The following is a 24493-nucleotide window of genomic DNA, read 5'->3' on the forward strand; positions in this document are numbered from 1 at the left end:
TTGCGATGAAAGACCCCGTGGACGTCCTGATCATCGGCGCCGGCGCCTCCGGCGCGGCGGTGGCGTGGTCGCTGGCCGAGACCAAGATGCACATCCTCTGCCTGGAGCAGGGCGGCTGGATGAACCCGGCGGAATATCCCAGCACGGGCCGCGACTGGGAGGCCAAGTTCTACGGCGAGTGGTCGTCGAGCCCCAACGTCCGCGGCCGGCCCGAGGACTACCCGATCAACGACGACAATTCCCCGATCAAGGTCGTCAACTACAACGCGGTTGGCGGCTCGACGGTGATGTACACCGCGCACTGGCCGCGGCTGCACCCTTCCGATTTCAAGGCGAAGACGCTCGACGGCGTCGCCGACGACTGGCCGATCGATTACGATGCGCTGACCCCGTTCTTCGAGGAGAACGACCGGATCATGGGCACGTCCGGGCTGTCAGGCGATCCGCTGTCGCCGCTGACGCATCCGCCGATGCCGCAGCAGCCGATGGGATTGTCCGGTGCCATCATCGCCAAGGCCATGAATAAGCTCGGCTGGCACTGGTGGCCGTCGGATACGACGGTCGCGACGATGGATTATGAGGGCCGGGCGCGCTGCATCAATCTCGGCCATTGCACGCCGGCCTGCGCGCAAGGCGCAAAGTCCTCGACCGACATCACCTATTGGCCGCACGCGATCCGTGCCGGCGTCGAGCTGCGCACCCATTGCCGGGTGCGCGAGATCACCACCGACGAGAACGGCATGGCCTCGGGCGTGGTCTATTACGATAAGGACGGTGTCGAGCAGTTTCAGCCCGCGCACGTCGTCATCATCGCCTGCAACGGCGTCGGCACGCCGCGGCTGCTCTTGAACTCGGCCTCGGGGCGTTTCCCGAACGGCCTTGCCAATTCGTCGGGCCTCGTCGGCAAGAACCTGATGTTCCATCCCTATGCGCAGATCTACGGTTATGTGAAGGAGCCGACCGACAGCAACCGCGCGCCGCCGACCTGCCTGTGGAGCAAGCAATGGTACGACACCGACCTGTCGCGCGGTTTCGTGCGTGGTTATGGCGTCCAGTTTGTGCGCGGCGCCGGGCCGGTGTTCGAGGCCGTCGTCAGCGAGCAGAAGGGCATTTTGCCCTGGGGTACCGATCATCACCGCGTGTTCCGCAAGCTCAACGGCCATCGCCTCGGTTTCTCCGCGATCTGCGAGGATTTGCCGGAGGAGCACAATCGCGTCACGCTCGATCCGGTCCTGAAGGACAGCCACGGCATTCCAGCGCCGAAGGTCGACTACACCATCAGCGAGAACAGCCGGAAGATGATGGAGCATGGGCTGGCGCGCGGCCGGGAGTTTCTCGAGACGGCTGGCGCGACCGACATCTGCGTCAATTCGCCGATCCCCTGGGGCGGCTGGCACCTGCTCGGCACCGCGCGGATGGGCACCGACCCCGAGCGCTCCGTCGTCAACGAATGGGGCCGCTCGCACGACGTGAAGAACCTCTTCATCGTGGACGGCAGCATCTTCGTCACCTCGGGCGGCGTGAACCCGACCTCCACCATCCAGGCCCTCGCGCTCTACATCGCCGACCAGATGAAGCAGCGCCTCGCGAATTTGTTCGACTGATCATGATGTGGATCCAAGCGAGCGACGACCGCGGTGCACCTCTCCCGCTTGCGGGAGAGGTCGGCGCGGAGCGCCGCCTGAGGGCTCTCTCCTCTGGGGGAGTCTCTCTGTGGAGACACCCTCTCCCCAACCCTCCCCCGCAAGCGGGGGAGGGAGCAGACCTTCATCGCCGCACGAGAAGAGCACGCCATGACTGATCTACTCACCCTCACACCGCGGCAGCGCGACGACCTCCGCACCGTCGCCGCGATGATCATTCCGGCGAGCGAGGAGTACCGGGTGCCGGGCGCCGATGACGACATCATTCAGGCCGACATCCTCGCAACGCTCGGCCGGGACACCAAACACGTCGTGGCGGCGCTGGATCATCTGGCGCGGCTTGCGGGGATGCCGCTCGCCGACCTCGAGCCTGCCGCGCGCGATGACGTCGCGCAGCAATTCCGCAGCTCCGGCGGCGGGGCCGCCGCAACGCTCGTCCGTGTGGTGCTGCAATGCTATTACCGCGACGACCGCGTGCTGCGCTCGCTGGGGCTGGAGCTGCGCGCGCCATTCCCCAAGGGCCACGTGCTCCCGGACGGCGACTGGTCGCTGCTCGATCCGGTCAAGGCAAGAGGCGGCTCGCTGAGGCGGGCCCCCTAGCCATCTGGGCAGTCGAGCCCTGCACTCCAGGCGGGCACCTTGCGCTGGCGGGAACAGGCCACCATCTGTGTGAGCCTCAAGGACTCTCGCCATGCTGGACCTCACCTCAGATATCGCCGATACCGCACCGGCATCGCGAACGACGGCGTCTGCCCCGGTTGATGACCGGGCTCTGCTGGACGCCTATTCCAATGCCGTGATCGATGTCACCGACCGCGTCGGCCCCGCTGTCGTGCGCGTCGAGACCGGGCCGAAAGTGCCGAACGGCCGCGAGCGCGGTGGGCTCGGCTCGGGCATCGTGATCTCGCCGGACGGACTCGTGCTCACTAATAGCCATGTGGTCGGCTCCTCCAAGGAGATCCGGCTGCGCGACGTCGAGGGCCATGTCGGCGACGCCCGCGTGCTCGGCGTCGACCCTGACACCGACCTTGCGCTGCTGCGCGCCAACGGCGTGCGCGACTTGCCCTATGCCGCGCTCGGCAACTCCAAGACGTTGCGGCGCGGCCAGCTCGTGATCGCGATCGGCAATCCGCTCGGCTTCGAGTCGACCGTGACGGCCGGCGTGGTCTCGGCGCTCGGCCGCTCGATCCGCTCGGTCAGCGGCCGCACCATCGAGGACGTGATCCAGACCGATGCCGCGCTCAACCCCGGCAATTCCGGCGGGCCGCTGGTGTCGTCGAATGCCGAGGTGATCGGCATCAACACCGCCATCATCAACGGCGCGCAGGGCATCTGCTTTGCGGTCGCCAGCAACACCGCGCAATTCGTGCTGTCGGAGATCATCCGCCATGGCTATGTCCGCCGCGCCTATATCGGTGTGGCCGGGCAGACCGCGCCGGTCCCGCGGCGGCACGCGGTGCTGGCCGGTGTCGAGAACAAGATGGGCGCGCTTCTGATGCAGATCGAGCCGGATGGACCGGCGGCCAAGGCGGGGCTGCTGCCCGGCGACGTCGTGATCAGGCTCGACGGCGTCGAGATCAACGGTGTCGACGATCTGATCCGCGTGCTCGATCGCGATCGGATCGGCCGGCGGCTCGCCATGGACGTGCTGCGGCTCGGCCGCCTGCGGGCGATCGATATCGACCCGATCGAGCGCAAGCCGGCGCGCTAGCGTCGGCCCCTCCGGGCAGGGTATGACGGTGTCATGCCTCGCCTTCGGAAGCCTGCCGCATGATGCCGGCGCACGAGACCTACGACGTCATTGTCGTCGGCGCCGGTGCCGGTGGCATGACGGCGGCGGCCGTGGCCGCGGCTGAAGGTTTGCGCGTGCTGGTGATCGAGAAGACCGCCTTCGTCGGCGGCACCACCGCGTGGTCCGGCGGCATGGTCTGGATCCCCGCCAATGCCAATATGAAAGAGGTGGAGCTGTCGGACAGCATCACGGATGCCGTGCAATATCTGTCGAGCACGGTGCCGGAGCCGGCCAATGCCGGCCTGCGCGCTGCCTTCCTCGCGCGTGGGCCGGAAGCGATCGCGTATCTCGAAGCCAACACCGAACTGCGGCTCCAGCCCGTGAGAGCTTGTCCGGACCATTTTCCGGAACGGCTGGGCGCAACGCCCGGCGGCCGCGTGCTGGAGCCGGTCGCGTTCGATGGCATGTGGCTGGGCAAGGCGTTTGCGCGGCTGCGCGCGCCACTGCCGGAATTCACGCTGTTCGGCGGGATGATGGTCAATCGGCTCGACATTCCGCATCTGCGGCGTTTCGGTAAATCGCTGCGTTCGACCCTACGTGCGGCGCGGCTGGTTTCCGAATACGGGTTGCAGCGGCTCCGCTCGCCGCGCGGCACGACGCTGCATCTCGGCAATGCGCTCGCCGCGCGACTGTACGCCTCGCTGCTGGCGCGGCAGGTCGAGATCCTCTTCAGCGCCGATGTCGAGGATTTGTCGATGCAAGGCGATCGCGTGGCCGGCGTGGTGATCCGCCATGGCGCCCGCGACCGCCTGATCGCGGCGCGCCGCGGCGTCGTGCTTGCGACCGGCGGATTCTCGCATGATGCGGCATTGCGCAGGCGCTTCTTCCCGGCCGGCGCAGGTCTTGTCTCAGCGACCAACACATCAAGTACGGGCGGCGGGATTCGGCTTGCGACCGCGGCCGGTGCCGCGCTCAACACCGACGCGACGAGCGCAGCCTATTGGGTGCCGGCCTCGCTGTTCCGCCGCGCCGACGGCAGCCGTGGCGTGTTCCCGCACGCCGTGACCGACCGCGCCAAGCCCGGCGTGATTGCCGTCAACGCGGCCGGCCGGCGCTTCGTCAACGAAGCGCTGTCCTACCACGAGTTCGTGCTCGCCATGTTGCGTGACAGCAATGGTGAGCCGGACCGGCCGTTCCACCTGATCTGCGACCGCGAGTTCCTGTGGGCTTACGGCCTCGGTCGCATCAAGCCGTTCACCCGCAACTATCGGCGCTATGTCGCAAGCGGCGAGTTGATCGAGGCCCCTGACGTGGCGCAGCTGGCTGCGAAGATCGGCATCAAGCCGTCTACGCTCTCGGCCACGATTGCGGCCTATAACGCCGATGCGAAGGAGGGCCGCGATCCCGAATTCGGCCGCGGCAGCACCATCTATCAGCGCCATCTCGGCGATGCCGCCCACAAGCCGAACCCCTGCGTCGCGCCGATCGTCACCGCACCGTTCTTCGCGCTGCGCATCTATCCGGCGGATCTTGGCACCGCGATCGGCATGAAGGTGGACGCCCAGGCCCGCGTGCTGCGCGCGGACGGCACGCCGATCGCCGGCCTCTATGCCTGCGGCAACGACATGGCCTCGATCATGAACGGCAATTGTCCGGGGCCGGGCATTACGTTAGGACCGGCGCTGACGTTCGGGTACATCGCGGGGCGGCATCTGGCGGAGGGGGCGACAGTCGCCACGGATATGGCCGCAGCCTCGGTCTAACCATCCCCACCGCTGTCATGCCCCGCGAAGGCGAGGGCATCCAGTACGCCGCGGCCTATCGATTGAACCACAACCGTCTCGGAGTACTGGATCGCCCGCCTTCGCGGGCGATGACACCGAGTGTGTGGTGGTGGCTTGCCTTACTCCGCCGCCGCCGCAAAGCGGCTGTTCTCGAACTCCGCTTCCAGCCGCGCCGTCTCGGCCGCCGCCAGTTTGACGTTCGCTTCCTTGACATGGCCGAAGCCGCGAATCGTCTCCGGCACGCGGGCAAGCCGCGCCAGCAGCGGGATCTGCTCCGCCTTCAGCCCGGCGATCCGCTGATCGATCATGGCCAGATAATCCTCGATCAGCTTGCGCTCGGTGCGGCGCTCCTCGGTGCGGCCGAACGGATCGAACGCGCTGCCGCGCAGGAACTTGAGCCTGGCGAGAACGCGGAAGGCGTGGATCATCCAGCCGCCGAACTCCTGCTTCCGGAGCCGGCCCGTCGTCTTGTCGCGCTTCGCGAAGATCGGCGGCGCCAGATGGTATTTCAGCGTGAAGTCGCCGTCGAACTTCTCCGACACCTTCTTGGCAAAGCTGCCGTCGGTATAAAGCCGCGCGACCTCGTATTCGTCCTTGTAGGACATCAGCTTGAACAGGTTCTTGGCGACGGCCTCGGTCAGCTCGGTGGAGGTGGGCGAAGCCGCGCTTTCCGCCTTGCGCACCTTGGCGACCGCGGCGAGATAGCGGTCGGCATAGGTCTTGTCCTGATAGAAGGTCAGGAACTCGGCGCGGGCTGCGATGATGTCGTCGAGCGATTTCGCCGGCGCGGATGCGCGGCTCTTGAACTGGAGCACGCTGCGCACCCGCGACATGTTGTGAGCGGCGAGGCGACCCCAGGTGAAGGCCAGCTTGTTCATCTCGATTGCGGCGCCGTTGATCTCGATGGCGCGGAGCAGCGCCTCCAGCGACAGCGGGATCGCGCCCTTCTGGAAGGCGAAGCCGAGCATGAACGGGTTGGTCGCGATGCTGTCGCCCATCAGCGCCGCGGCAATGCCCGTGGCGTCGATGATGTCGAGGTTCTTGTCGCCGATCGCGTCGCGCAGCACGGTCTGCATCGTGCCCATCTCGAAGTCGAGATCGGGATTCTGCACGAAGCTCGCGGTCGGCTGCAAATCGGCGTTGATGTAGGCCTTGGTCACGCCGCGCTCGGCGCGGCTCAACGCGGTCGGGCCGGCCGAGACGATCATGTCGCAGCCGAGAATGACGTCGGCGCCGCCGGTGGTGATGCGGACCGCGGAGATGTCCTCCGGCCTCCGTGCGATGCGCACATGGCTCATCACGGCGCCGTTCTTCTGCGACAGGCCGGTGAAGTCGAGCGCCGAGCAGCCGCGGCCGTCGACATGGGCGGCCATGCCGAGCAGCGCGCCGATGGTGATGACGCCGGTGCCGCCGATGCCGGTGACCAGGATGTTGTAGGGGCCGTCCAGCTCACGCGCCGGCGGCAGCGGCAAATCGGCGAATAGCTGGCCGGAATCGACCGCCGAGGTCTTCATGCGCTTCAGGCTGCCGCCATGCACGGTCACAAAACTCGGGCAGAAGCCTTCGACGCAGGAAAAGTCCTTGTTGCAGTTCGACTGGTCGATCTGGCGCTTGCGGCCGAACTCGGTCTCCAGCGGTTGCACCGAGACGCAGTTGGAGGCCTGCGAGCAGTCGCCGCAGCCTTCGCAGACCAGCTCGTTGATGAAGGCGCGCTTGGCGGGATCGGGATAGAGCCCGCGCTTGCGGCGGCGGCGCTTCTCGGCGGCGCAGGTCTGGTCGTAGATAACGACCGTGAGGCCCTTGATGTCGCGCAGCTCGCGCTGCACGGCGTCGAGCTCGCGGCGGTGATGGATGGTCGCGCCTTGCGGGAAGTAGTTTCCTTGCGGGTACTTACCCGGATCGTCCGAGACGATCGCAAGCCGCTTGACGCCCTCGGCCCAGACTTGATGTGCGATCTGCGCGACGTTGAAGCTGCCTTCGGCCGGCTGGCCGCCGGTCATCGCCACCGCGTCGTTGTAGAGGATCTTGTAGGTGATGTTGATGCCGGCGGCGGAGGCGGCGCGCAGCGCCAGCAATCCGGAATGCGTGTATGTGCCGTCACCGAGGTTCTGGAAGATATGCTTCTCGGTGATGAAGGGCGACTGGCCGATCCAGTTCACGCCTTCGGCGCCCATATGCGAGATCAAATCGGTACGGCGCGTCGGCATGCTCAGGGCCATGCCGTGGCAGCCGATGCCGGCCATGGCGCGGCTTCCCTCGGGCACGCGGGTCGAGGTATTGTGCGGACAGCCCGAGCAGAAGAACGGCGTGCGCGCGAGCTTGATCTGCGTGTTGGTAGTGACGGGATTGTCGAACGCCTCGAGCCGGGCGAGGCGCTGCTCCAGCACCGGGCTGTGATGGCCGAGCTTGCGCAGGCGGGCCACCAGCGCGCCCGCGACGATGGTCGGCGTCAGCTCGCCCTCGCTCGGCAGCAGCGGTGCGCCGCGCTCGTCGCGCTTGCCGGTGACGGTCGGGCGCTTGGACGCGTCGATATTGTAGAGGATGCGCATCAGCTGGTCTTCGATGAAGCCGCGCTTCTCCTCGACGACGAGCACGTCCTGAAGGCCCTCGGCGAAGCGCTTCGCGCCGCTTTCCTCCAGCGGCCAGGTCAGCGCGACCTTGTAGATGCGCAAGCCCAGATCCTGCGCATCCTTGTCGGTGATGCCCAAGTCGGCGAGGGCCTGACGCAGATCGAGATAGGCTTTGCCGGTCGCGACGATGCCGAGCCTTGCGGGCCTGGAATCGAGCACGATGCGGTCGAGCTGGTTGGCGCGGGCAAAGGCCTGCACGGCGGCCATCTTCGGGCCGAACAGGCGCTTCTCGGCGTCCAGCGGCGGATCGGGCCAGCGGATGTTGAGGCCGCCGGGCGGCATCTCGAAATCATCGGGGAGCACAATTTTGATGCGCTCGGGATCGCTGTCAATCGAGGCCGAGCTCTCGACGGTCTCGCTGATGGCCTTGAAGCCGACCCAGCAGCCGGAGAAGCGCGACAGCGCGAAACCGTAAAGGCCGAGGTCGAGATAGTCCTGGAGTGTCGCGGGATTGATCACGGGGATCAGCGCCGCCGCGAACACCTGCTCGCTCTGATGCGCCAGGGTCGAGGATTGGCAGCCGTGGTCGTCGCCGGCGAGCGCGAGCACGCCACCGTTGAGCGAGGTGCCGGCCGCATTCGCGTGCTTGAGCGCGTCCACCGAGCGGTCGACGCCCGGGCCCTTGCCGTACCAGATGCCGAACACGCCATCGACCTTGGCGCCGGGGAACAGGCCGACCTGCTGGCTGCCCCAGACGGCGGTCGCCGCCAGATCCTCGTTCAGGCCGGGGACGAAGGCGATGTCATGCTGCTGAAGGTGTGACTTCGCGCGCCACAGCGCGTGGTCGTACATGCCGAGCGGGGAACCGCGATAGCCCGAAATGAAACCGCCGGTGTTGAGCCCCTGGAGCCGGTCGCGTTCGCGCTGCAGCATAGGCAGGCGGACCAGCGCCTGCGTGCCGGACAGGAAGATCCGCTTCGATTCGAGCCGGTATTTGTCGTCCAGCTCGACCTGCATCAGCGTCATTTCGGAAGTCCTCGTCTCTTGGTTCGGCGTGGGGTTTGCGCTGCGGGAAGGAGTGCGGCTGCGCGAAGCGGATTGTGACAGTCAAAAGTATGCGTTGGCGAAGTCAATATCGCTGGCCGCATCCGTGGCGCTCCTGCTAGTCATGGCTTGCACGCGGAGGAGAGCATGACGGCGTTCGATACCGAGATCACTCAGACCGGAGGCGCCTTGGTCGGGCCGTGGCGCCGGCCGCGACAAATGTTGCAGGCGCAAACCTACGACGCGCATGCCTCCATCCACGATGACGCGACCGCGCAGAAGCTCGGCTTCAAGGGCGGCACCATCGAGGGGCCGACGCATTTCAGCCAATTTGCCCCGCTGTGCGAGCGGCAATGGGGGCAGGTCTGGTTCGAAAGAGGCTGCCTTTCCGCGCATTATCGCAGCGTCTGCTACGAGGGTGAAGAGGTGCAGGCGATCCTGATGGCTTCCTCGGGTGAGCAACTGGAGTGTCAAATTCAGATGGTCAGGCGGGACGGCACCGAGGTGCTGCGCGGCACGGCCTCCATCGTCGACAGCCCAACGGCCCTTGATCTGCGTCTGCGTGAGCTTAAGCCGCTTGCCGACCCTGTGATTCTTCGCGATGTGCAAGTCGGTGTAACCAGCAAGCGTCAGGCGGTGCGCATGGCGTTCGACCAGAACATGGGCGACCTCTATCCGTTCTCGCTCAGGCAGAAGCTTGCCGTCATCACCGAGAGCTCGCCCTACTACTCGGGCGCGGATAATCCGTGGGGCAAACCCATCATCCCGATGGAGATGCTGAGCGTGCTGTTCCAGTACCGCTCCAAGGAGGATCCATTGCCGGCCAAGGGCCCAGCCGTCGGCCTGTTCGCCGACCAGGAGATCCGCCTGGTGAACGGCCCGCTCTTCATCGGCGAGGAGTACGAAGTCGAGCGCGAGGTGGTCGCGCTCTCCGGCAGCCGCCGCACCGAAAGCGCCTGGGTCAAGACACGCGTGTTCGACAAGGCGGGCACGATGGTGGCGACCATGTTGCTGAACATGGCGACGCTGAAGGACTCGTATGCGCCGTATGAAGAAGAGCATCGGCGGCTGTATGGGGCAGGGTCGTAGGCGCAAGGTGTCGCCATACGCGCTCCTCGTCATTCCGGGGCGCGCGTAGCGCGAACCCGGAATCCATTTCACCTCACGGACTGCTGCCCGATGGATTCCGGGCTCGACGCTTACGCGTCGCCCCGGAATGACAACGGCGAGCGCTCATCCTTTAAGCAAATGCACGTCGCAAAGCCGTCGCACAGGGAATAAGCAGACGTCGACAATCGATGTAACCATCTGACTAAACAACAAATTCCATCGCCGCCCGCGCTCCACCACAATTGTACACAATGGCACGGCGCTTGCAGAACTCCTGGCCAAGAGAGTTCTCGCGGGGCCTGCGTCATGTTGAACTCAGCCAAGTCGACAAAGAGCGTCATCAGCGCCGAGCCCGAGCCGATCACGCTCGACTGGCCCGCCACCGCGCTTCTCATCATCGACATGCAGCGCGATTTTCTCGAGCCCGGCGGCTTCGGCGAAACGCTCGGCAACGACGTCAGCCAACTCGCAGGCGCGGTGAAGCCGATCGGCGCGGTGCTGACAGCGGCGCGCGACACCGGCATGCTGGTCATCCACACGCGCGAGGGGCATCTGCCCGATCTCTCCGACGCGCCGCCGGCGAAGGTCGAGCGCGGCGCGCCGAGCCTTCGCATCGGCGATCCCGGTCCGATGGGGCGCATTCTCATTCGCGGTGAGGCCGGCCACGACATCATCCCCGAGCTCTATCCGCTCGACAGCGAAATCGTGATCGACAAGCCGGGCAAGGGCGCCTTCTACGCCACCGAGCTCGGCGATGTCCTGGAGAAATACGGCATCGAGAATTTGCTGGTGTGCGGCGTCACGACCGAAGTGTGCGTCAACACCACCGTGCGCGAGGCCAATGACCGCGGCTATCGCTGCGTCGTCATCTCTGACGGCTGCGCATCCTACTTCCCCGAATTTCACGAGATGGGCCTGAAAATGATCAAGGCCCAGGGCGGCATCTTCGGCTGGGTTGCGAGCTCAGCCGGGGTCTTGGAGGCGATGAAGGTTTCGACCACATAGGGGGTATTATCATGAGCACATTGACGGGGACGGCCGGCAGTTCTGATCTGAACAAGTCTGGATTCAAGCCGGCACTATGGACATCGGGCGACTGGAACGCGTTTTTCGGCTTCGGCACCAACATCCTCGTCAACATGCTGGTGCTCACGGGCCTGTTGCGGTTCGTCCTGAAGATGCCGGATAGTCTCGTGTTCGGCCGCATCCTGCCCGCCTTGGGGCTGATGATGTGTCTCTCCACCTTCTACTATGCGTACCTCGCCTATCGGCTGGCCCAGAAGACCGGCCGCAACGACGTCTGCGCGCTGCCGTCTGGCGTCAGCGTGCCGCACATGTTCATCGTCACCTTCGTGATCATGCTGCCGATCACGCTGAAGACCGGCGATCCGCTCAAGGGCTGGTCGGCGGGCCTCGTCTGGGTGTTCTTCCAGAGCTTCATTCTCATGATCGGCGGCTTCATCGCGCCGTTCATCCGCAAGATCACGCCGCGCGCGGCGCTGCTCGGCACGCTTGCCGGCGTCTCCGTCACCTTCATCTCGATGCGGCCGGCGCTGGAGATGTACATGACGCCGCAGATCGGCCTCGTCTGCTTCGCCATCATTTTGGTGAGCTGGTTCGGTGGTGTGAAGTATTGGCGCGGCGTTCCCGCCGGACTCGTCGCGATCGCGGCCGGCATGATCATCGCCTGGGGTTCGAACCTGTTCGGGCTCGGTCTCGGCGGCTTGAGCCTCAAAGGCGTCGGCGCGGCCTTTGCCAATTTTGGTTTCTCGGTACCGATCCCGGCCGTAGGCTATGTCTTCTCCGGCTTCGAGTTCCTCGGCATCATCCTCGTCACCGCCATTCCGTTCGGCATCTACGACCTCGTCGAGGCCATGGACAATGTCGAGAGCGCGGAGGCTGCCGGCGACGAATATCCGACCACGCGCGTGCTCACCGCTGACGGCATCGTCAGCCTGATCGGCTGCCTGATGGGCAATCCCTTCATCAACGCCGTCTATATCGGCCATCCCGGCTGGAAGGCGATGGGCGGCCGCATCGGCTATTCGGCGGCGACCGGCATCATGGTGGTGGTGCTGTCCTGGTTCGGGATCATCTCGGTGCTGCTGGCACTCGTGCCTGTCGTCGCGATCTCGCCGATCCTGCTCTACATCGGCATGCTGATCGGCGCGCAGGCGTTCCAGACCACGCCGGTCAAGCACGCGCCCGCGATCGTGCTGGCGCTGACCCCGCATCTTGCCGCCTGGGCAAAGCTCCAGATCGACACGATGCTCGGCTCCACCATGAACGCGGCGGCAACCGTCGGCGGATTGGCGGCCGACAAGGCCGATGCGGTCAAGGCCGCCGCGATCGCTGCGCTGCCGCAGCAGGGCGTGTTCTATCACGGTCTCGAGGTGATGGGTGGCGGCTCGATCCTCGGCGGTCTCGTGCTGGGCGCGATCGGCGTCTTCATCATCGAGCGCGACTTCGAGAAAGCCTCGGCCTTCGCACTGGTCGGTGCGGTGCTGACCTACTTCGGCTTCATGCACGGCGAGGCCGTCGGCATCGGTGGCGGCTTTGGCGTGACGCCCGCAGTCGCGTTCACCTACGCCGTGATGGCGGCTGGCCTGTTCGCCGCCGGCAAGCTCGGCGCCAGCGAACCCTATGCCGCGCATCCGGAGATGTCGGCCGCGCCGGCGGAGTAGGTGCGGCTTTCACTTCGAGGAAACGGCCGGGCGACGTCCCGGCCGTTGCGGTTTCAGGGCCGCACCGCCGGCGTCTCCATCGGCAGGCCATGAGCCCGCGACATCAGATAGAGCTCGAGCGCGACCAGCTCGGGTGAACCATAGTCATAGGCTTGGGCGCGAACGCCGCTCATGCAGCTGCGCAGCCGCCGCTCCAGCGAGCCCAGCGTCTGCCATTCCAGCCGATAGAGCGGATAGCCGGTCGGCTGCGCTTGGGTGATCGGCGCGCCGGCGAGGCGCTTGTCGAAATTGTCGTCGTGGCAGTTGGTGCAGGCGAGGTTGAGCTGGCCTGCGCGCTGCATGTACAGCACGCGGCCCTGCTCGACAAAGGGCTTGGCTTGCGGATCGTCACCGGCCGTGATCGGGGTGCCGCGCGACTGGTGGGCGATGAAGGCGGACAATGCGAGCAGATCACGGCTCTCATAGGGCAGCGGCGTCGCCTGCTGATGATTGGCGCGGCAGAGAATGATCCGCTGATCGAGCGTGACGGGACGGCCGAGGGCCTTGTCGAAGGCGGGATAGCGCGCCGCGACGCCCTTCATGCTGCTCTGCGCATCGCCATGACAATCGGCGCAGGCTTTGTCGGCGCTGCCGATCTTCTTCGCCCACAACGCCTCGCCGTCGAGCACGAACAGCATTCCCGGATTGGAGGTGTCGTCGTCCTGCATCGCGCGCGTGTCGGCCCCCATGAAGGCATAGCCGGACCGGCGCGCATCGGGCGGGATTTCACCGGCGAGCAGGACAGGGGCCGCCGCGGCGAGCAATGTCGCCGCGGCTATCGCGCGCCAAGAAATCATTCGACCGTGATCGATGCCGATGCGGTGGACGAATAGCCGTTGTCGCCGATCCACTCGAACTCGAACTTGCCGCTCTCCTTGGCCACCGTGAAGAAGGAGAGGTAAGGATTGGCCGCGATCGCCGGAAACAGATCTGCGCGAAAGACCTCGGCGCCGTTGTAGCGGCAAATGAAGCTCGTGATGATGTTGCGCGGCACCAGCTTGCCGTCGGCGGTGTGGCGGAAACCGGTCTCCATGATGTGCGAGGTCAGCGTGCGGATCTCGATGATGTCGCCGCGTTTGGCCTTCGAGGGAACGTTGATGAGGGCGGCCATCAGTTCATCTCCTCGGTGCAGGCGGCCAGCGTCACGACGACGTCGGCGGCAATTTGCCAGAACGTGTCGTCGGAGAGGCGGGCGATCGCGACCACCTTCTGGGTGTCGGCGAGCCGAATTCGCGTCGAGACCTGGGCCCGGCCGGAGGCGGGACCGAGATGGAAATTGCCGATGTTCGGCTGCGGGTTCTTCTCGTTGAAGACGTGGATGCTCTTGACGTGGTCGTCCGCCGTCATGGGACTGGCAACGCTCACCGTCATCGGCACCGTGTTGCCGTTCTCGACCAGTGGCGGAATGTCGAGCTTGACCCTGCCAGTGTGAATCTGTGCTTCACCGACGACGTTGCGGATCGCGGTGTTGAGCATCGCCGGTGTTGCTTCGAGCGGCCGCAGCGAGACGATCGGGATCGTGCCGGCGACTGTCACGCCTCCGGCGAGGTTCAGGAATTGTCGTCGCGTAGTTGGCATGAACTCAGTCCCGAAGCGTTGCAAGAAAAGCCACGATGTCCTCGATCTCCGCAGCCGACAATATCGGCTTGCCGGCGAAGTTACGTCCGACGCGGACGAGGCCGTCGTTGCGATAGTAGGACGGCATGATGGTGTCCGGATTGAAGCGCGAGGCATCGACCAGTCGAAGCCGCAACTGGCTCACCGACCACCGGTTCCCGGTGCCGGTGAGATCAGGCGCAAGGTCGCCCTGAAACCGGGTCTCCGGGAATGGGCCGGAATGGCAGAGGATGCAGGTCGTGGTGCGCGCTAGCACCAACGCGCGGCCGCGCGCGGCATCGCCGGGTGAGCCTGTGAGTGAAACGGGAATGCCATCGCCGATGATTGTGTAGGGCAAGAGCTTGTTCGCTTGGGTGGGCAAGACGAAGGCGAGGCTCGCTACGATGCATGCCGCAATTGCAGGTATTGGATGGAATGACTGAGATCGCCGCGCACTCCTCTTGCCTCTCCCGCTTGCGGGAGAGGCCGCCGCGAAGCGGCGGGTGAGGGCTCTTCCCTCTTGGGGATTTTCGCTTGTGGAGAAACCCTCTCCCCAACCCTCCCCCGCAGGCGGGGGAGGGGGCGCACCGCGTTCATGGCGACGGCTTGGTTTCATGATGCGTCAGCCAAAACAATCCGCGGTGATGATCCGAAACCAGCGCTCGGCTTCAGCTGCCTCCCGGGCGCGCAATTCGCGCGGAGCGTCGACCGGGCTCGTGGCGCCGCCCTCGACCTCGGCGAAGATGTCGTCCTTCGGCTGGTAGTTGCCGGTGAGCGAGAAGCCGTAGCCCGGGGCGACAATGTTGTAGCAGACGCCTGTGAGCCGCGGCGTCTCCGGCGCGCGGCCCGCGAGCAGATTGACGATCGCGCCAGCGCAGGCCTTGCCCTGCGCGCTCGCAGCCGATGCCGATTTGGGGATGCCGCCGCCGAGGCAGGCATCGCCAATGACGTGGATGTCTTTGACGAGTTTCGACTCGAAGGTGGTGGGATCGATCGGGCACCAGCCGGTCGCATCCGCAGTGCCTGCGATCGCGGCAACGCGCCCGGCGCGCTGCGGCGGGATGACGTTGGCGACATCCGGGGTGTAGTTGCCGAACTCGGTGATGATGGTCTTGGTCGAAGGATCCACGGATGTCACGCGGCCGCCCTGTGACAGTGCGACGCGCTCGATCATGTCGCCGTAGAGCTCCTTCCACGCCTTTTCGAACAGCCGCTGCTGGGAGAAATTGTCCTTGGCATCGAGGATCAGAACTTTCGAGCGCGGCTTCTTTGCCTTCAGGTAATGCGCGATCAGGCCGGCGCGCTCATAAGGCGCAGGCGGACAGCGTGAGGGATTGGCCGGGATTGCAATGGCGACCGTGCCGCCGTCCGCCATCGCTTCCAATTGCCTGCGCAGCAAAAGCGTTTGCGCGCCGGCCTTCCAGGCGTGCGGCATCGTCTCTGACGCTGCATCGTCATAGCCGGGCAGGGCTTCGAGATGGAAGTCGATGCCGGGCGAGAGCACGAGCCGGTCATAGCCAAACGTGCCGCCATCGCCTGTCGTCAGCCCACGCTTGTGCGTGTCAATGGTCGTCGCAGCCTGAGCGACGATGTTGATACCCTCGGCGGCGAGCTTGTCGTAGCCGAACTGCTGCGCCTCGATCTCGCGCAGGCCCGCGATCACCTCGTTGCTGAAGGGGCAGGAGATGTAGCTCTTGCTCGGCTCGATCAGCGTGACCTGCAATTTCGCGTCGGCGCGCTTGAGCGCACGCGCACAGGCCGCGCCGCCAAAGCCGCCGCCGACCACGACGATCTGGCCCGCCGATTGCGCACGCAGGATCGAAGGTGCAGCGAGTGATGTAGCCGCGGCGGTGATGCCGAGGACGGCATTCCGCCGTGTCACCGGCACGTTCATGAGGCTTGCCCGGGAAAATGCCGCGGCGGCCGACACGGCCGCCGCGGCGTCTCTTACGCGAAGGTGATGTTCTGGTCGCGCAGCGGCACCGAGCGGACGCGCTTGCCGGTCGCGGCGAAGTACGCGTTCAGCACCGCCGGCGCCGCGACGCCGATGGTCGGCTCGCCGACACCGCCCCAGAAGCCGCCGCTCGGCACCATCACCGTCTCCACCTTCGGCATCTCGTTGATGCGCATCGAGTTGTAGGTGTCGAAGTTGGTCTGCTCGATCTTGCCGTCCTTGACGGTGCAGCCGCCATAGAACAGCGCCGAGAGTCCATAGACGAAGGAGCCCGCGACCTGCCGCTCGACCTGCGCCGGATTGACGACGTAGCCCGGATCGGTGGAGGCGACGATGCGATGCACCTTGATCTTGCTGCCGTCGGTCACCGAGATCTCGGCGGCGCCGGCGACATAGCTGCCGTAGCCCATGACCTGGGCGATGCCGCGATAGACGCCCTGCGGCGCCGGCGTGCTCCAGCCGATCTTCTCGGCCACCGCATTGAGCACCGCGAGGTGCTTGGGATGATTGCCCATCAGCTTGCGGCGGAATTCGAGCGGGTCCTGGCCTGCGGCCTGGGCCAGCTCGTCCATGAAGCATTCCATGTAGATCGCATTGTGATTGACGTTGACGCCGCGCCAGAAACCCGGCGGAACGTGCGGGTTGCGCATCGCATGCTCGACCAGAAGGTTCGGCACCGAATAGCCGACCGCGGCCTCGCCGGATTGGGCGACGCCCTGGAAGGCCGCCGGATCCATGCCGTTCTGCAGCGCTTCGGGGCGCAGCGAGAACAGGATCGATTGCCCGGACAGGCGGTAGTGCAGCGCGATCAGATTGTCGTTGGCGTCGAATGCGCCGGTCATCTTGCACTGGGTGATGGGGTGATACCGGCCGTGCGCCATGTCCTCTTCGCGCGACCAGAGCAGCTTGATCGGCGTGCCCGGCATCTGCTTCGCGATGATGACGGCCTGGCGGACATAGTCGGTCTGGCCGCGCCGGCCGAAGCCGCCGCCGAGCATCACCTTGTGCACGTCACACTTCTCGGCCGGCAGGCCGGACGCCTCCAGCACCGCCGCGAAGGCCGCCTCGCCATTCTGCGTGCCACACCAGACCTCGCATTTGTCCGCCGTGTAGAGCGCGGTCGCGTTCATCGGCTCCATGGTGGCGTGGTTCTGGTAGGGATAGCTGTAGACGGCCTCGACCTTCCTGGCGGCGCCGGCGATCGCGGCTTTCGCGTCGCCGTTCTTGTTGCCGACATAGGCCGGCTGCGAATCGTCGAGCCCCTCGGCCAGCCATTTCGCAATCGAGGCGCTGGAGACTTTGGCGTTGTCACCTTCGTCCCAGGTGATCGGCAGCGCCTCCAGCGCGGTCTTGGCGTGCCACCAGGTGTCGGCGACAACTGCGACGGCGGTGTCGCCGACCTTGACGACCTTCTTGACGCCTTTCATCCCGGCGATCTTGGCTTCGTCAAAGCTCTTCAGCTTGCCGCCGAAAACCGGGCAGTCCTTGATCGCGGCGTTCAGCATGCCCGGCAGCTTGACGTCAGCGCCGTAGATCATGGCGCCGGTGGTCTTGTCGACGGTGTCGAGCCGCTTCACGCCCTTGCCGATCAGCTTCCAGTCCTTCGGATCCTTCAGCTTGACGTCCGCCGGCGGCGTCAGCTTCGCCGCAGCCTCGGCGACCTTGCCATAGGTCGTGGTCCGGCCCGAGGGCTTATGGGTGATGACGCTGTTCGCGGCCGTGCATTCGGACGCCGGCACCTTCCACGCATCGGCGGCGGCCTGGATCAGCATCACGCGCGCGGTGGCGCCGCCCTTGCGGACATAGTCCTGCGAGGAGCGGATGCCGCGGCTGCCGCCGGTCGAGAAATCGCCCCAGACGCGCTTGCGGGCGACGCTCTGGCCGGGGGTCGGATATTCGGTCGTGACCTTGGTCCAGTCGCATTCGAGCTCCTCGGCGACGAGCTGGGCGAGACCGGTCAGCGAGCCCTGGCCCATCTCGGAGCGGGCGATGCGGATCACCACGGTGTCATCGGGCCTGACCACGACCCAGGCGCCGATCTCGGGCGAGCCGTCGGCGGCGCGGACCACGGCGGGGCCGCCGAAGGGGATGTCGAGACCGATGGCGAGGCCGGCACCGACCGCGGCCGTGCCGATGACGAAGGCGCGGCGGTTGAGCCGCGGCGAGATATGCTTGTTCATGTGGGGATTTCCTTACGCGCTTGCGATCGTGTGGATCGCCTCGCGCACCTGCTGGAAGGTGCCGCAGCGGCAGATATTGGTGATGGCCTCGTCGATGTCGGCGTCGGTCGGCTTCGGCTTCTCGTTCAAGAGCGCCGCCACCGCCATGATCATGCCGCTCTGGCAGTAGCCGCACTGCGGCACGTCGTGCGCGATCCAGGCGTCCTGCACCTTATGCAGCGTATTGCCCGAGGCGAGCCCCTCGATGGTGGTGATCTTCTTGCCCTCGGCCTCACTGACCGAAACGCCGCAGGAGCGCATCGCCACGCCATCGATGTGAACCGTGCAGGCGCCGCATTGTGCAATGCCGCAACCGTATTTGGTGCCGGTCAGACCGGCATTCTCGCGGATCGCCCAGAGCAGCGGCGTATCCGGCTCGACGTCGAGGGTGAGGGTTTTTCCGTTGATTGTTAGGTTTGCCATCGCAGTCCCCTGATTGGCCCAATCCACCGATTGAACTCAGGGGCGCAATGTGTCCGGCAAACTGGAACGGTTCAAATCAACAGTCCGAGGGGTGGCCGGGATGCATGGCACTGCCGCTTTGGAGTATGGACCGGGGCGTTGTTTTGCCTCATCCCTTCGCAATCGATTCGGATTGGCGCCCCTTCCATGCGCGCCAATCCGCGGCTTTAGGCGACGTCCGGCCGTGAAGGTCGGTTCCCGACCGGATCGCGGCTTGAACAGTGGCGACAGTTTGTCACTTTTGCCGGGGTGCAAGACGCGGGCGCTTTGGTACACTGCGCCGACGCAAAAGGAGTTCCATGAACGTGCCGAGTCCCTGCAACGTACTGATGCTCTACCCGCTGTTCTCGGCAGAGTCCTTCTGGAGCTTTGGCGAATCCTGCAAAGTGATGGGCGTCAAGCGCCCGGCCGCCCCTTTGGGCCTGATCACCGTTGCCGCGATGTTGCCCGAGAGCTGGACGGTCCGGCTGATCGATTGCAACACGGCGTCCTTCGGCGAGGAGGATCTCGCCTGGGCCGACGTCGTCTTCACCGGCGGAATGTTGCCGCAGCAGGCCGACACGCTGCGCCTGATCGAGCTCTGCCGCGCGGCGGGCAAGCCGGTGGTGGTCGGCGGTCCCGATCCCACCTCGAGCCCCCACATCTATGAGCGGGCCGACTTCCGGGTGCTCGGCGAGGCCGAGAGCGTCATCGACCAATTCATCGCGGCCTGGGAGAGTGGCGCGCGGTCTGGCGTCTTCACCGCACCGAAGTTCCAGGCCGACGTCACCAAGACGCCGGTGCCGCGTTTCGACCTGCTCAAGTTCGAGGACTATCTCTATCTCGGAGTGCAGTATTCGCGCGGCTGTCCCTTCACCTGCGAGTTCTGCGACATCATCGAGCTCTACGGGCGCGTGCCGCGGACCAAGACGATCGAGCAGATGTTCGTCGAGCTCGAGACGCTCTACAAGATGGGCTACCGCGGCCATCTCGACTTTGTCGACGACAATTTCATCGGCAACAAGAAGTCGCTGCGGCAATTCCTGCCGAAGCTCGCCGAATGGCAGCGTGCGCACGGCTATCCCTTCGAATTCTCCACGGAGGCGTCGGTCAACCTCGCCGACGATCCGGAGCTCTTGGAGCTGATGGGGGCGGCCAATTTCTTCGGCATCTTCGTCGGCATCGAAAGTCCGGACCCGGCGACGCTGGTCGCGATGCGGAAGAAGCAGAACACGCGGCGCAACATCGCCGAGAGCATCCACAAGATCTACGCCGCCGGCATGCTCGTCACCGCGGGCTTCATCGTCGGCTTCGACAACGAGAAGGTCTCGATGGCGGAGTCCATGATCGAATTCATCGAGGAGGCGGCGATTCCCGTCGCCATGGTCGGCCTGCTCTATGCCTTGCCGAACACGCAGCTCACGCGCCGACTCGAGCGCGAAGGCCGCCTGCATCTAGGCCACGACGTGGCACCGACCATCGGCGCCGATCAGTGCACGGCCGGCATCAACTTCGATCCGGTCCGCCCGTTGCGCGACATCCTGATGGACTACAAGCGGGTGCTGGAGCACATCTACAGCCCGGCAGCCTATGCACGACGCGTCGACCGCCTGATGACGCTGCTGGATCGATCCAGGCAGCGCCCCGAGCTCGCCGAAGGAGATATCCGCGCCAGGCTAGGGGCGATGGAGACGGTGCACAAGATCGTCACCGCCCTTCCTGAGGCGCGGGGGCCGCTGTGGCAGACGTTCATGAACTGCGCCAAGCGTGACACGTCATCGGCCCGCATCGCCGTGCAGATGATCGCGGCCTATGCGCATCTCGGACCGTTCTCGCGCAAGGTCATCGCGGCCATCGATGAGCGCCTGGCTGCGCTGGACAACGAGACCGTCACGCCTGCTGTCGGCGTGACGGCGGCCTGACGGCCTACCTTACCGCGAGCCGCGAGAAGCTCATCACGCTGCCGAGCGCGGCGAAACCTGCGCCGAGCGCCAGCGCCAGTGTCGCGCCGTCGTGTCCGGCGAGCGCAAAGCACAAGGCGGCGAGCGCCGCGCCGGTCGTCTGTCCCGTCAGGCGCGCGGTGGCGACGATGCCGGAGGCGCTGCCGCTGCGATGCGGCGGCGCGCTCGACATCACCGCCTTCATGTTCGGCGCCTGGAAGAAGCCGAATCCCATGCCGCAGATCACCATCCGCCAGATGATGTCGGGGATGGCGGGATTGGCCGGAAGCGTCGCGAGCAGAGCCATGCCGAGGCCGAGCAGCACGAGCCCGATGCCGCCGAGCAGGCCGACCGCGTGCCGGTCGGAGAGACGCCCGGCGATCGGCGCCATGATGCCGACCACCAGCGGCCACGGCGTCATGAAAAAGCCGGTCTCGACCTGCGACCGTCCCAGCACGTCCTCGAAATAGAACGGCAGCGAGACGAAGGCGAGGCCCTGGACGGCGAAGGAGCACACCGCCGTTGCCGCCGACAGCGCGAACATCGGCCTGGCGAACAGGTCGATCGGCAGCATTGGCGCGGGATGATCGGCGTGGCGGCGGGTCAGGATGAAGCCGAGCACGAGGGCGGTGACCAGCTCGACGCCCACGACCACCGGCGACAGGCTATGCGCGGCGCTGCCGATGCCCGTGATGAACAGGCCGAGGCAGGCGGCGGCGAGGAGCGCGCCGAGAAAATCGAAACCGTGATCGGCGCGAGGCGTCTTCGGCAGCATCGCAAAACCGATGCCGATGGCGACGAGACCGAACGGAATGTTGACGGCGAACAGCCAGGGCCATGGACCGATCGCCAGGATGGCGGAGGCGATCGAGGGCCCGAAGGTGAAGGCGGTTGCGACCACCAGCGCGTTGTGGCCGAAGCCGCGGCCGAGCATCCGCCCCGGATAGACGAAGCGCACCAGCGCCGTGTTGACGCTCATGATGCCGCTCGCGCCCAACCCTTGCAGCGTGCGTGCGACCAGGAGACTCTCCAGTGACCATGCCACCGCGCAGAACAGCGAGGCGATGGTGAACAGGATGAGGCCGCCGAGATAGATGCGCTGGTGCCCGACGATCTCGCCGAGCGCCCCGAGCGGCAGCAGCGTCGCCACCAGCGCGATCTGGTAGACGTTGACCACCCAGACCGACTGTTCCGGGCTGACATGCAGATCGGCGGCGATGGCGGGCAGGGCGATGTTGGCGATCGCGGTGTCGAGCGAGGCCATCGCCAGCGCGGTGAAGATCGCGGCGATCGCCCAGCGCCGTTGCGTGGCCGGAAGGCCGTCGGCGATGGGGTGGTCGGGCTCGCGCGCGGCGGCAGGTAACGTGATTGTCATTGCGTTAGCGCGTTGCTCCGGCGGGCGGCCATCGTGGGACTTTCGGCATGTACTACGGCCCGGCCGCCTTCCACAGGCATATGCTTGCATGCTGTGCATGCGCGAAGGTCAGGCGATGCGGCTGCCGCGCCGAAGCGGATGACCGCGCCGGTTTTACGCCGACTGCAACAAGGAGCAGGGCCATGGCGAGTTGCTGGTCACGCCTGACATCGTGATCTCGCTGGGAAGATCACATGGGCGTGCTGCGAGCGCATGGGGAGGCCAAAACAAAAAAGTCGAAAAACAACCCCATGCACAGTAGGAGCCCCTTTGATTGATAAGGGATTTTCGAGCCGTGTCGTGACGACATTCGCGGCCGCGATCAAGTTGACCCGTCGGGCAAAACACTGGCAGGATGCTAACGTGACAGCGATGGGGCCGGGAGCAGGCCGCATTTTCATCATGCGCGCGCTGTCTCCCCAAGCCGACGTTGAGGCAGATCAACACTCCGCTCGCAGGGCCGCCAGACCTTTCCATCAGAGCATCGATGGAAAGGGCGGCCGACATGCAGACTCTGCTCAAGGAAATCCGGAATACCCCTTTGCTCTGGATGCTCGCCTTCGTGCCCATCGTGCTGGTGGCCGAGGCAGCCGCGCCGCATTCCCACACGCTGCTGTTCGTGCTGGCGGTGCTTGCGATCGTGCCGCTGGCTGCGCTGCTCAGCCACGCCACCGAGGCGGTGGCCGCGAAGACCGGTGATGCCGTGGGCGGACTGCTCAATGCAACCCTCGGCAATCTGACGGAGCTGATCATCGCCATCACGGCACTACGGGCAGGCCAGTACATGCTGGTGAAGGCCTCGATTGCGGGCGCGATCGTCACCAACGCCGTATTCATGTTGGGGGCCTGCTTGCTGGTCGGCGGCCTGCGTTATCACGTGCAGGAGTACAATCGCGCCGGCGCGCGGCTCTCGTCCGGCCTGTTGCTGATGGCAACCGTCGCCCTGCTTGCGCCTTCGGCGGTCGCCGATATCGAGCACCTGCCGCAGGGCGGAGGCATCTTGAACAAGCTCAGCCTCGGCATTTCAGTCCTGCTCATCATCGCTTACGGGCTGGGCCTGTTGTTCTCGCTCCGGACCCACAAGGAATTGTTCGCGAGCGCCGATCATGGCGACGACAAGGAGGCGCATTGGCCGATCGGAACAGCCATCGGCACGCTGCTGGTCGTCACGGTGCTGGTCGCGCTCGTCAGCGAAATCTTCGTGGAATCGGTGCAGAAGGCGGCGGAAACCTTCGGGATGAGCCCGGCCTTTGTCGGCTTCATCGTCGTCTCGCTGGTCGGCGCCGCCGCCGAATTCGCGGTGGCCTTTGCCGCGGCGCGCAAGGACCGGCTCGACATGGCCGTCAGCATCGCGCTCGGCAGCGCCTCGCAGATCGCGCTGTTCGTTGCACCCGCGCTGGTTCTGCTCAGCTACGTCGTGGGGCCGAAGCCGATGGACCTGCAGTTCTGGCCGGGGGCCGTCACCATGGTGATGATTGCAACGGTGACGTCGGCCTTCATCACCGCCAGCGGGCGCTCGGCATGGTTCGTCGGCGCGCTGATGATCTTCATCTATGCGGTGTTTGCGCTGACGCTGTACGTCATCCCGCCGGCGGGCCAGGGATGAAGAGCGCTGGCCCGGCGTAGCTGCCTGGTCGGCCATCGATAGCGGGCTTGCGGCCGTCGACTCGCCGCTACTGCCAAAATCGGCGCCGCGTCGCCCAGATACCACTGACTTTCGAACGTCTGCGGATTCGTCTTTCCTCGGCCTTTTCCAGTCGGGTACGAAGGTTCTGAAGCTCTGCCAATTGAGAGCTGAGCGACGAGACACGTTGACGCAGAACCACAATACGGTCGCACACCTGACCACGAGTACTCATGACGCGCCCCTAAACTGTGACTGTTAAAAAATGACCGACGTCGGGCAAGAAAACAAAATGGCCTTGAACCCATAAGTTTAAATGACGGTAGCACAGGTTCATTCACAAGGTGTGAAATAGGCGGCACGCTCGGCAGGAGACGTGGCCCGACCGCGGTACCGAGGTGTGGCAGGGATCAAGCCGCTGTTGGATCGTGATTTCGAGCGAGAGTCCGAGTCGCTTCCGAGCTCGTCGGCGGACAATCGCCGCTAGGATATAAGCCCCAGCGCCAACCAGGTCGCAACGGACAGGCAGACGCCAATTCCTAAATAGGGCAATGCAATGCGCATCGGTCACTCCCCGGCTCTGCGACGCGACGAGAACACGGGTCAGATACGCATATTCGCGGCGCTGTGCCTATATTCCATGCGATGTACAAGCTCCGGCGTGTAACCGCCGGGAACGTGCGCATGACTGAAATCCGG

18 protein-coding genes are annotated in these 24493 nt (G+C 65.5%); 9 read left to right on the forward strand and 9 right to left on the reverse strand.

What is annotated here, in order from left to right; translation table 11 throughout:
• The first annotated feature begins 5 nt into the window (after positions 1–5).
• The 4 genes from CVM73_RS29580 to CVM73_RS29600 all read left to right on the forward strand — a co-directional run bounded on the left by CVM73_RS29580 (position 6) and on the right by CVM73_RS29600 (position 5138).
• A complete protein-coding gene (locus tag CVM73_RS29580; RefSeq protein ID WP_167407133.1) occupies positions 6–1604 on the forward strand; it encodes a GMC family oxidoreductase in 1599 nt (532 codons plus the stop codon).
• Positions 1605–1793: 189 nt separating this feature from the next.
• Positions 1794–2243, forward strand: coding sequence for a hypothetical protein (locus CVM73_RS29590; RefSeq protein ID WP_100235313.1), 450 nt, complete (start codon positions 1794–1796; stop codon positions 2241–2243).
• A gap of 91 nt (positions 2244–2334) precedes the next feature.
• Complete coding sequence (locus CVM73_RS29595) at positions 2335–3354, forward strand: S1C family serine protease (RefSeq protein WP_100235314.1); 1020 nt, start codon at positions 2335–2337, stop codon at positions 3352–3354.
• 59 nt (positions 3355–3413) lie between these two features.
• Positions 3414–5138 carry an FAD-dependent oxidoreductase gene (locus tag CVM73_RS29600; protein WP_100235315.1) on the forward strand — a complete coding sequence of 575 codons (1725 nt, stop codon included), beginning with the start codon at positions 3414–3416 and terminating at the stop codon, positions 5136–5138.
• Positions 5139–5278: 140 nt separating this feature from the next.
• Here the strand turns inward: CVM73_RS29600 and CVM73_RS29605 are convergent, their stop codons facing one another.
• A complete protein-coding gene (locus CVM73_RS29605) occupies positions 5279–8755 on the reverse strand; it encodes an indolepyruvate ferredoxin oxidoreductase family protein (RefSeq protein ID WP_100235316.1) in 3477 nt (1158 codons plus the stop codon).
• A 165-nt stretch (positions 8756–8920) separates the two neighbouring features.
• On the opposite strand from CVM73_RS29605, the gene CVM73_RS29610 reads away from it, so the two are divergent.
• The 3 genes from CVM73_RS29610 to CVM73_RS29620 all read left to right on the forward strand — a co-directional run bounded on the left by CVM73_RS29610 (position 8921) and on the right by CVM73_RS29620 (position 12567).
• Entirely contained in the window at positions 8921–9862 is a 942-nt protein-coding gene (locus CVM73_RS29610) for a hypothetical protein (RefSeq protein ID WP_100235317.1), read from the forward strand.
• Positions 9863–10189: 327 nt separating this feature from the next.
• On the forward strand, positions 10190–10888 hold the full coding sequence (locus CVM73_RS29615; RefSeq protein WP_100235318.1) for a cysteine hydrolase family protein: 699 nt from the start codon (positions 10190–10192) through the stop codon (positions 10886–10888).
• An 11-nt stretch (positions 10889–10899) separates the two neighbouring features.
• Positions 10900–12567: a regulator gene (locus CVM73_RS29620; protein ID WP_100235319.1), complete on the forward strand. Its 1668-nt coding sequence runs from the start codon at positions 10900–10902 to the stop codon at positions 12565–12567.
• A gap of 53 nt (positions 12568–12620) precedes the next feature.
• On the opposite strand, the gene soxA is transcribed toward CVM73_RS29620, so the two are convergent.
• From soxA to CVM73_RS29655, 7 genes are all read right to left on the reverse strand, one after another.
• Positions 12621–13403, reverse strand: coding sequence for a sulfur oxidation c-type cytochrome SoxA (soxA, locus tag CVM73_RS29625; RefSeq protein WP_167407134.1), 783 nt, complete (start codon positions 13401–13403; stop codon positions 12621–12623).
• Positions 13400–13717, reverse strand: a complete 318-nt coding sequence (soxZ, locus tag CVM73_RS29630; RefSeq protein ID WP_100235321.1) for a thiosulfate oxidation carrier complex protein SoxZ — start codon at positions 13715–13717, stop codon at positions 13400–13402. The genes soxA and soxZ overlap by 4 nt, the downstream gene beginning before the upstream one ends.
• A complete protein-coding gene (locus tag CVM73_RS29635) occupies positions 13717–14184 on the reverse strand; it encodes a SoxY-related AACIE arm protein (protein ID WP_100235322.1) in 468 nt (155 codons plus the stop codon). Before CVM73_RS29635 ends, soxZ begins: the two co-directional genes overlap by 1 nt.
• A 4-nt stretch (positions 14185–14188) precedes the next feature.
• Entirely contained in the window at positions 14189–14629 is a 441-nt protein-coding gene (gene soxX / locus CVM73_RS29640; protein WP_100235341.1) for a sulfur oxidation c-type cytochrome SoxX, read from the reverse strand.
• 195 nt (positions 14630–14824) lie between these two features.
• Positions 14825–16096: an NAD(P)/FAD-dependent oxidoreductase gene (locus CVM73_RS29645; RefSeq protein ID WP_100235323.1), complete on the reverse strand. Its 1272-nt coding sequence runs from the start codon at positions 16094–16096 to the stop codon at positions 14825–14827.
• 53 nt (positions 16097–16149) lie between these two features.
• Positions 16150–18336, reverse strand: a complete 2187-nt coding sequence (locus CVM73_RS29650; protein ID WP_100235324.1) for a xanthine dehydrogenase family protein molybdopterin-binding subunit — start codon at positions 18334–18336, stop codon at positions 16150–16152.
• A 12-nt stretch (positions 18337–18348) separates the two neighbouring features.
• Positions 18349–18798 carry a (2Fe-2S)-binding protein gene (locus tag CVM73_RS29655; RefSeq protein WP_167407135.1) on the reverse strand — a complete coding sequence of 150 codons (450 nt, stop codon included), beginning with the start codon at positions 18796–18798 and terminating at the stop codon, positions 18349–18351.
• Between the two features lie 338 nt (positions 18799–19136).
• Between CVM73_RS29655 and CVM73_RS29660 the strand changes: the two genes are divergently transcribed.
• On the forward strand, positions 19137–20738 hold the full coding sequence (locus CVM73_RS29660; RefSeq protein ID WP_100235326.1) for a B12-binding domain-containing radical SAM protein: 1602 nt from the start codon (positions 19137–19139) through the stop codon (positions 20736–20738).
• 4 nt (positions 20739–20742) lie between these two features.
• Here the strand turns inward: CVM73_RS29660 and CVM73_RS29665 are convergent, their stop codons facing one another.
• Positions 20743–22131 (reverse strand): MFS transporter, encoded by a 1389-nt coding sequence (locus CVM73_RS29665; protein WP_100235327.1) that lies wholly within the window; start codon positions 22129–22131, stop codon positions 20743–20745.
• A gap of 544 nt (positions 22132–22675) precedes the next feature.
• Between CVM73_RS29665 and cax the strand changes: the two genes are divergently transcribed.
• Positions 22676–23776 carry a calcium/proton exchanger gene (gene cax, locus CVM73_RS29670; RefSeq protein ID WP_100235328.1) on the forward strand — a complete coding sequence of 367 codons (1101 nt, stop codon included), beginning with the start codon at positions 22676–22678 and terminating at the stop codon, positions 23774–23776.
• Positions 23777–24493 lie beyond the last annotated feature (717 nt).

Source organism: Bradyrhizobium forestalis, assembly GCF_002795245.1.
Lineage (GTDB): Bacteria > Pseudomonadota > Alphaproteobacteria > Rhizobiales > Xanthobacteraceae > Bradyrhizobium > Bradyrhizobium forestalis.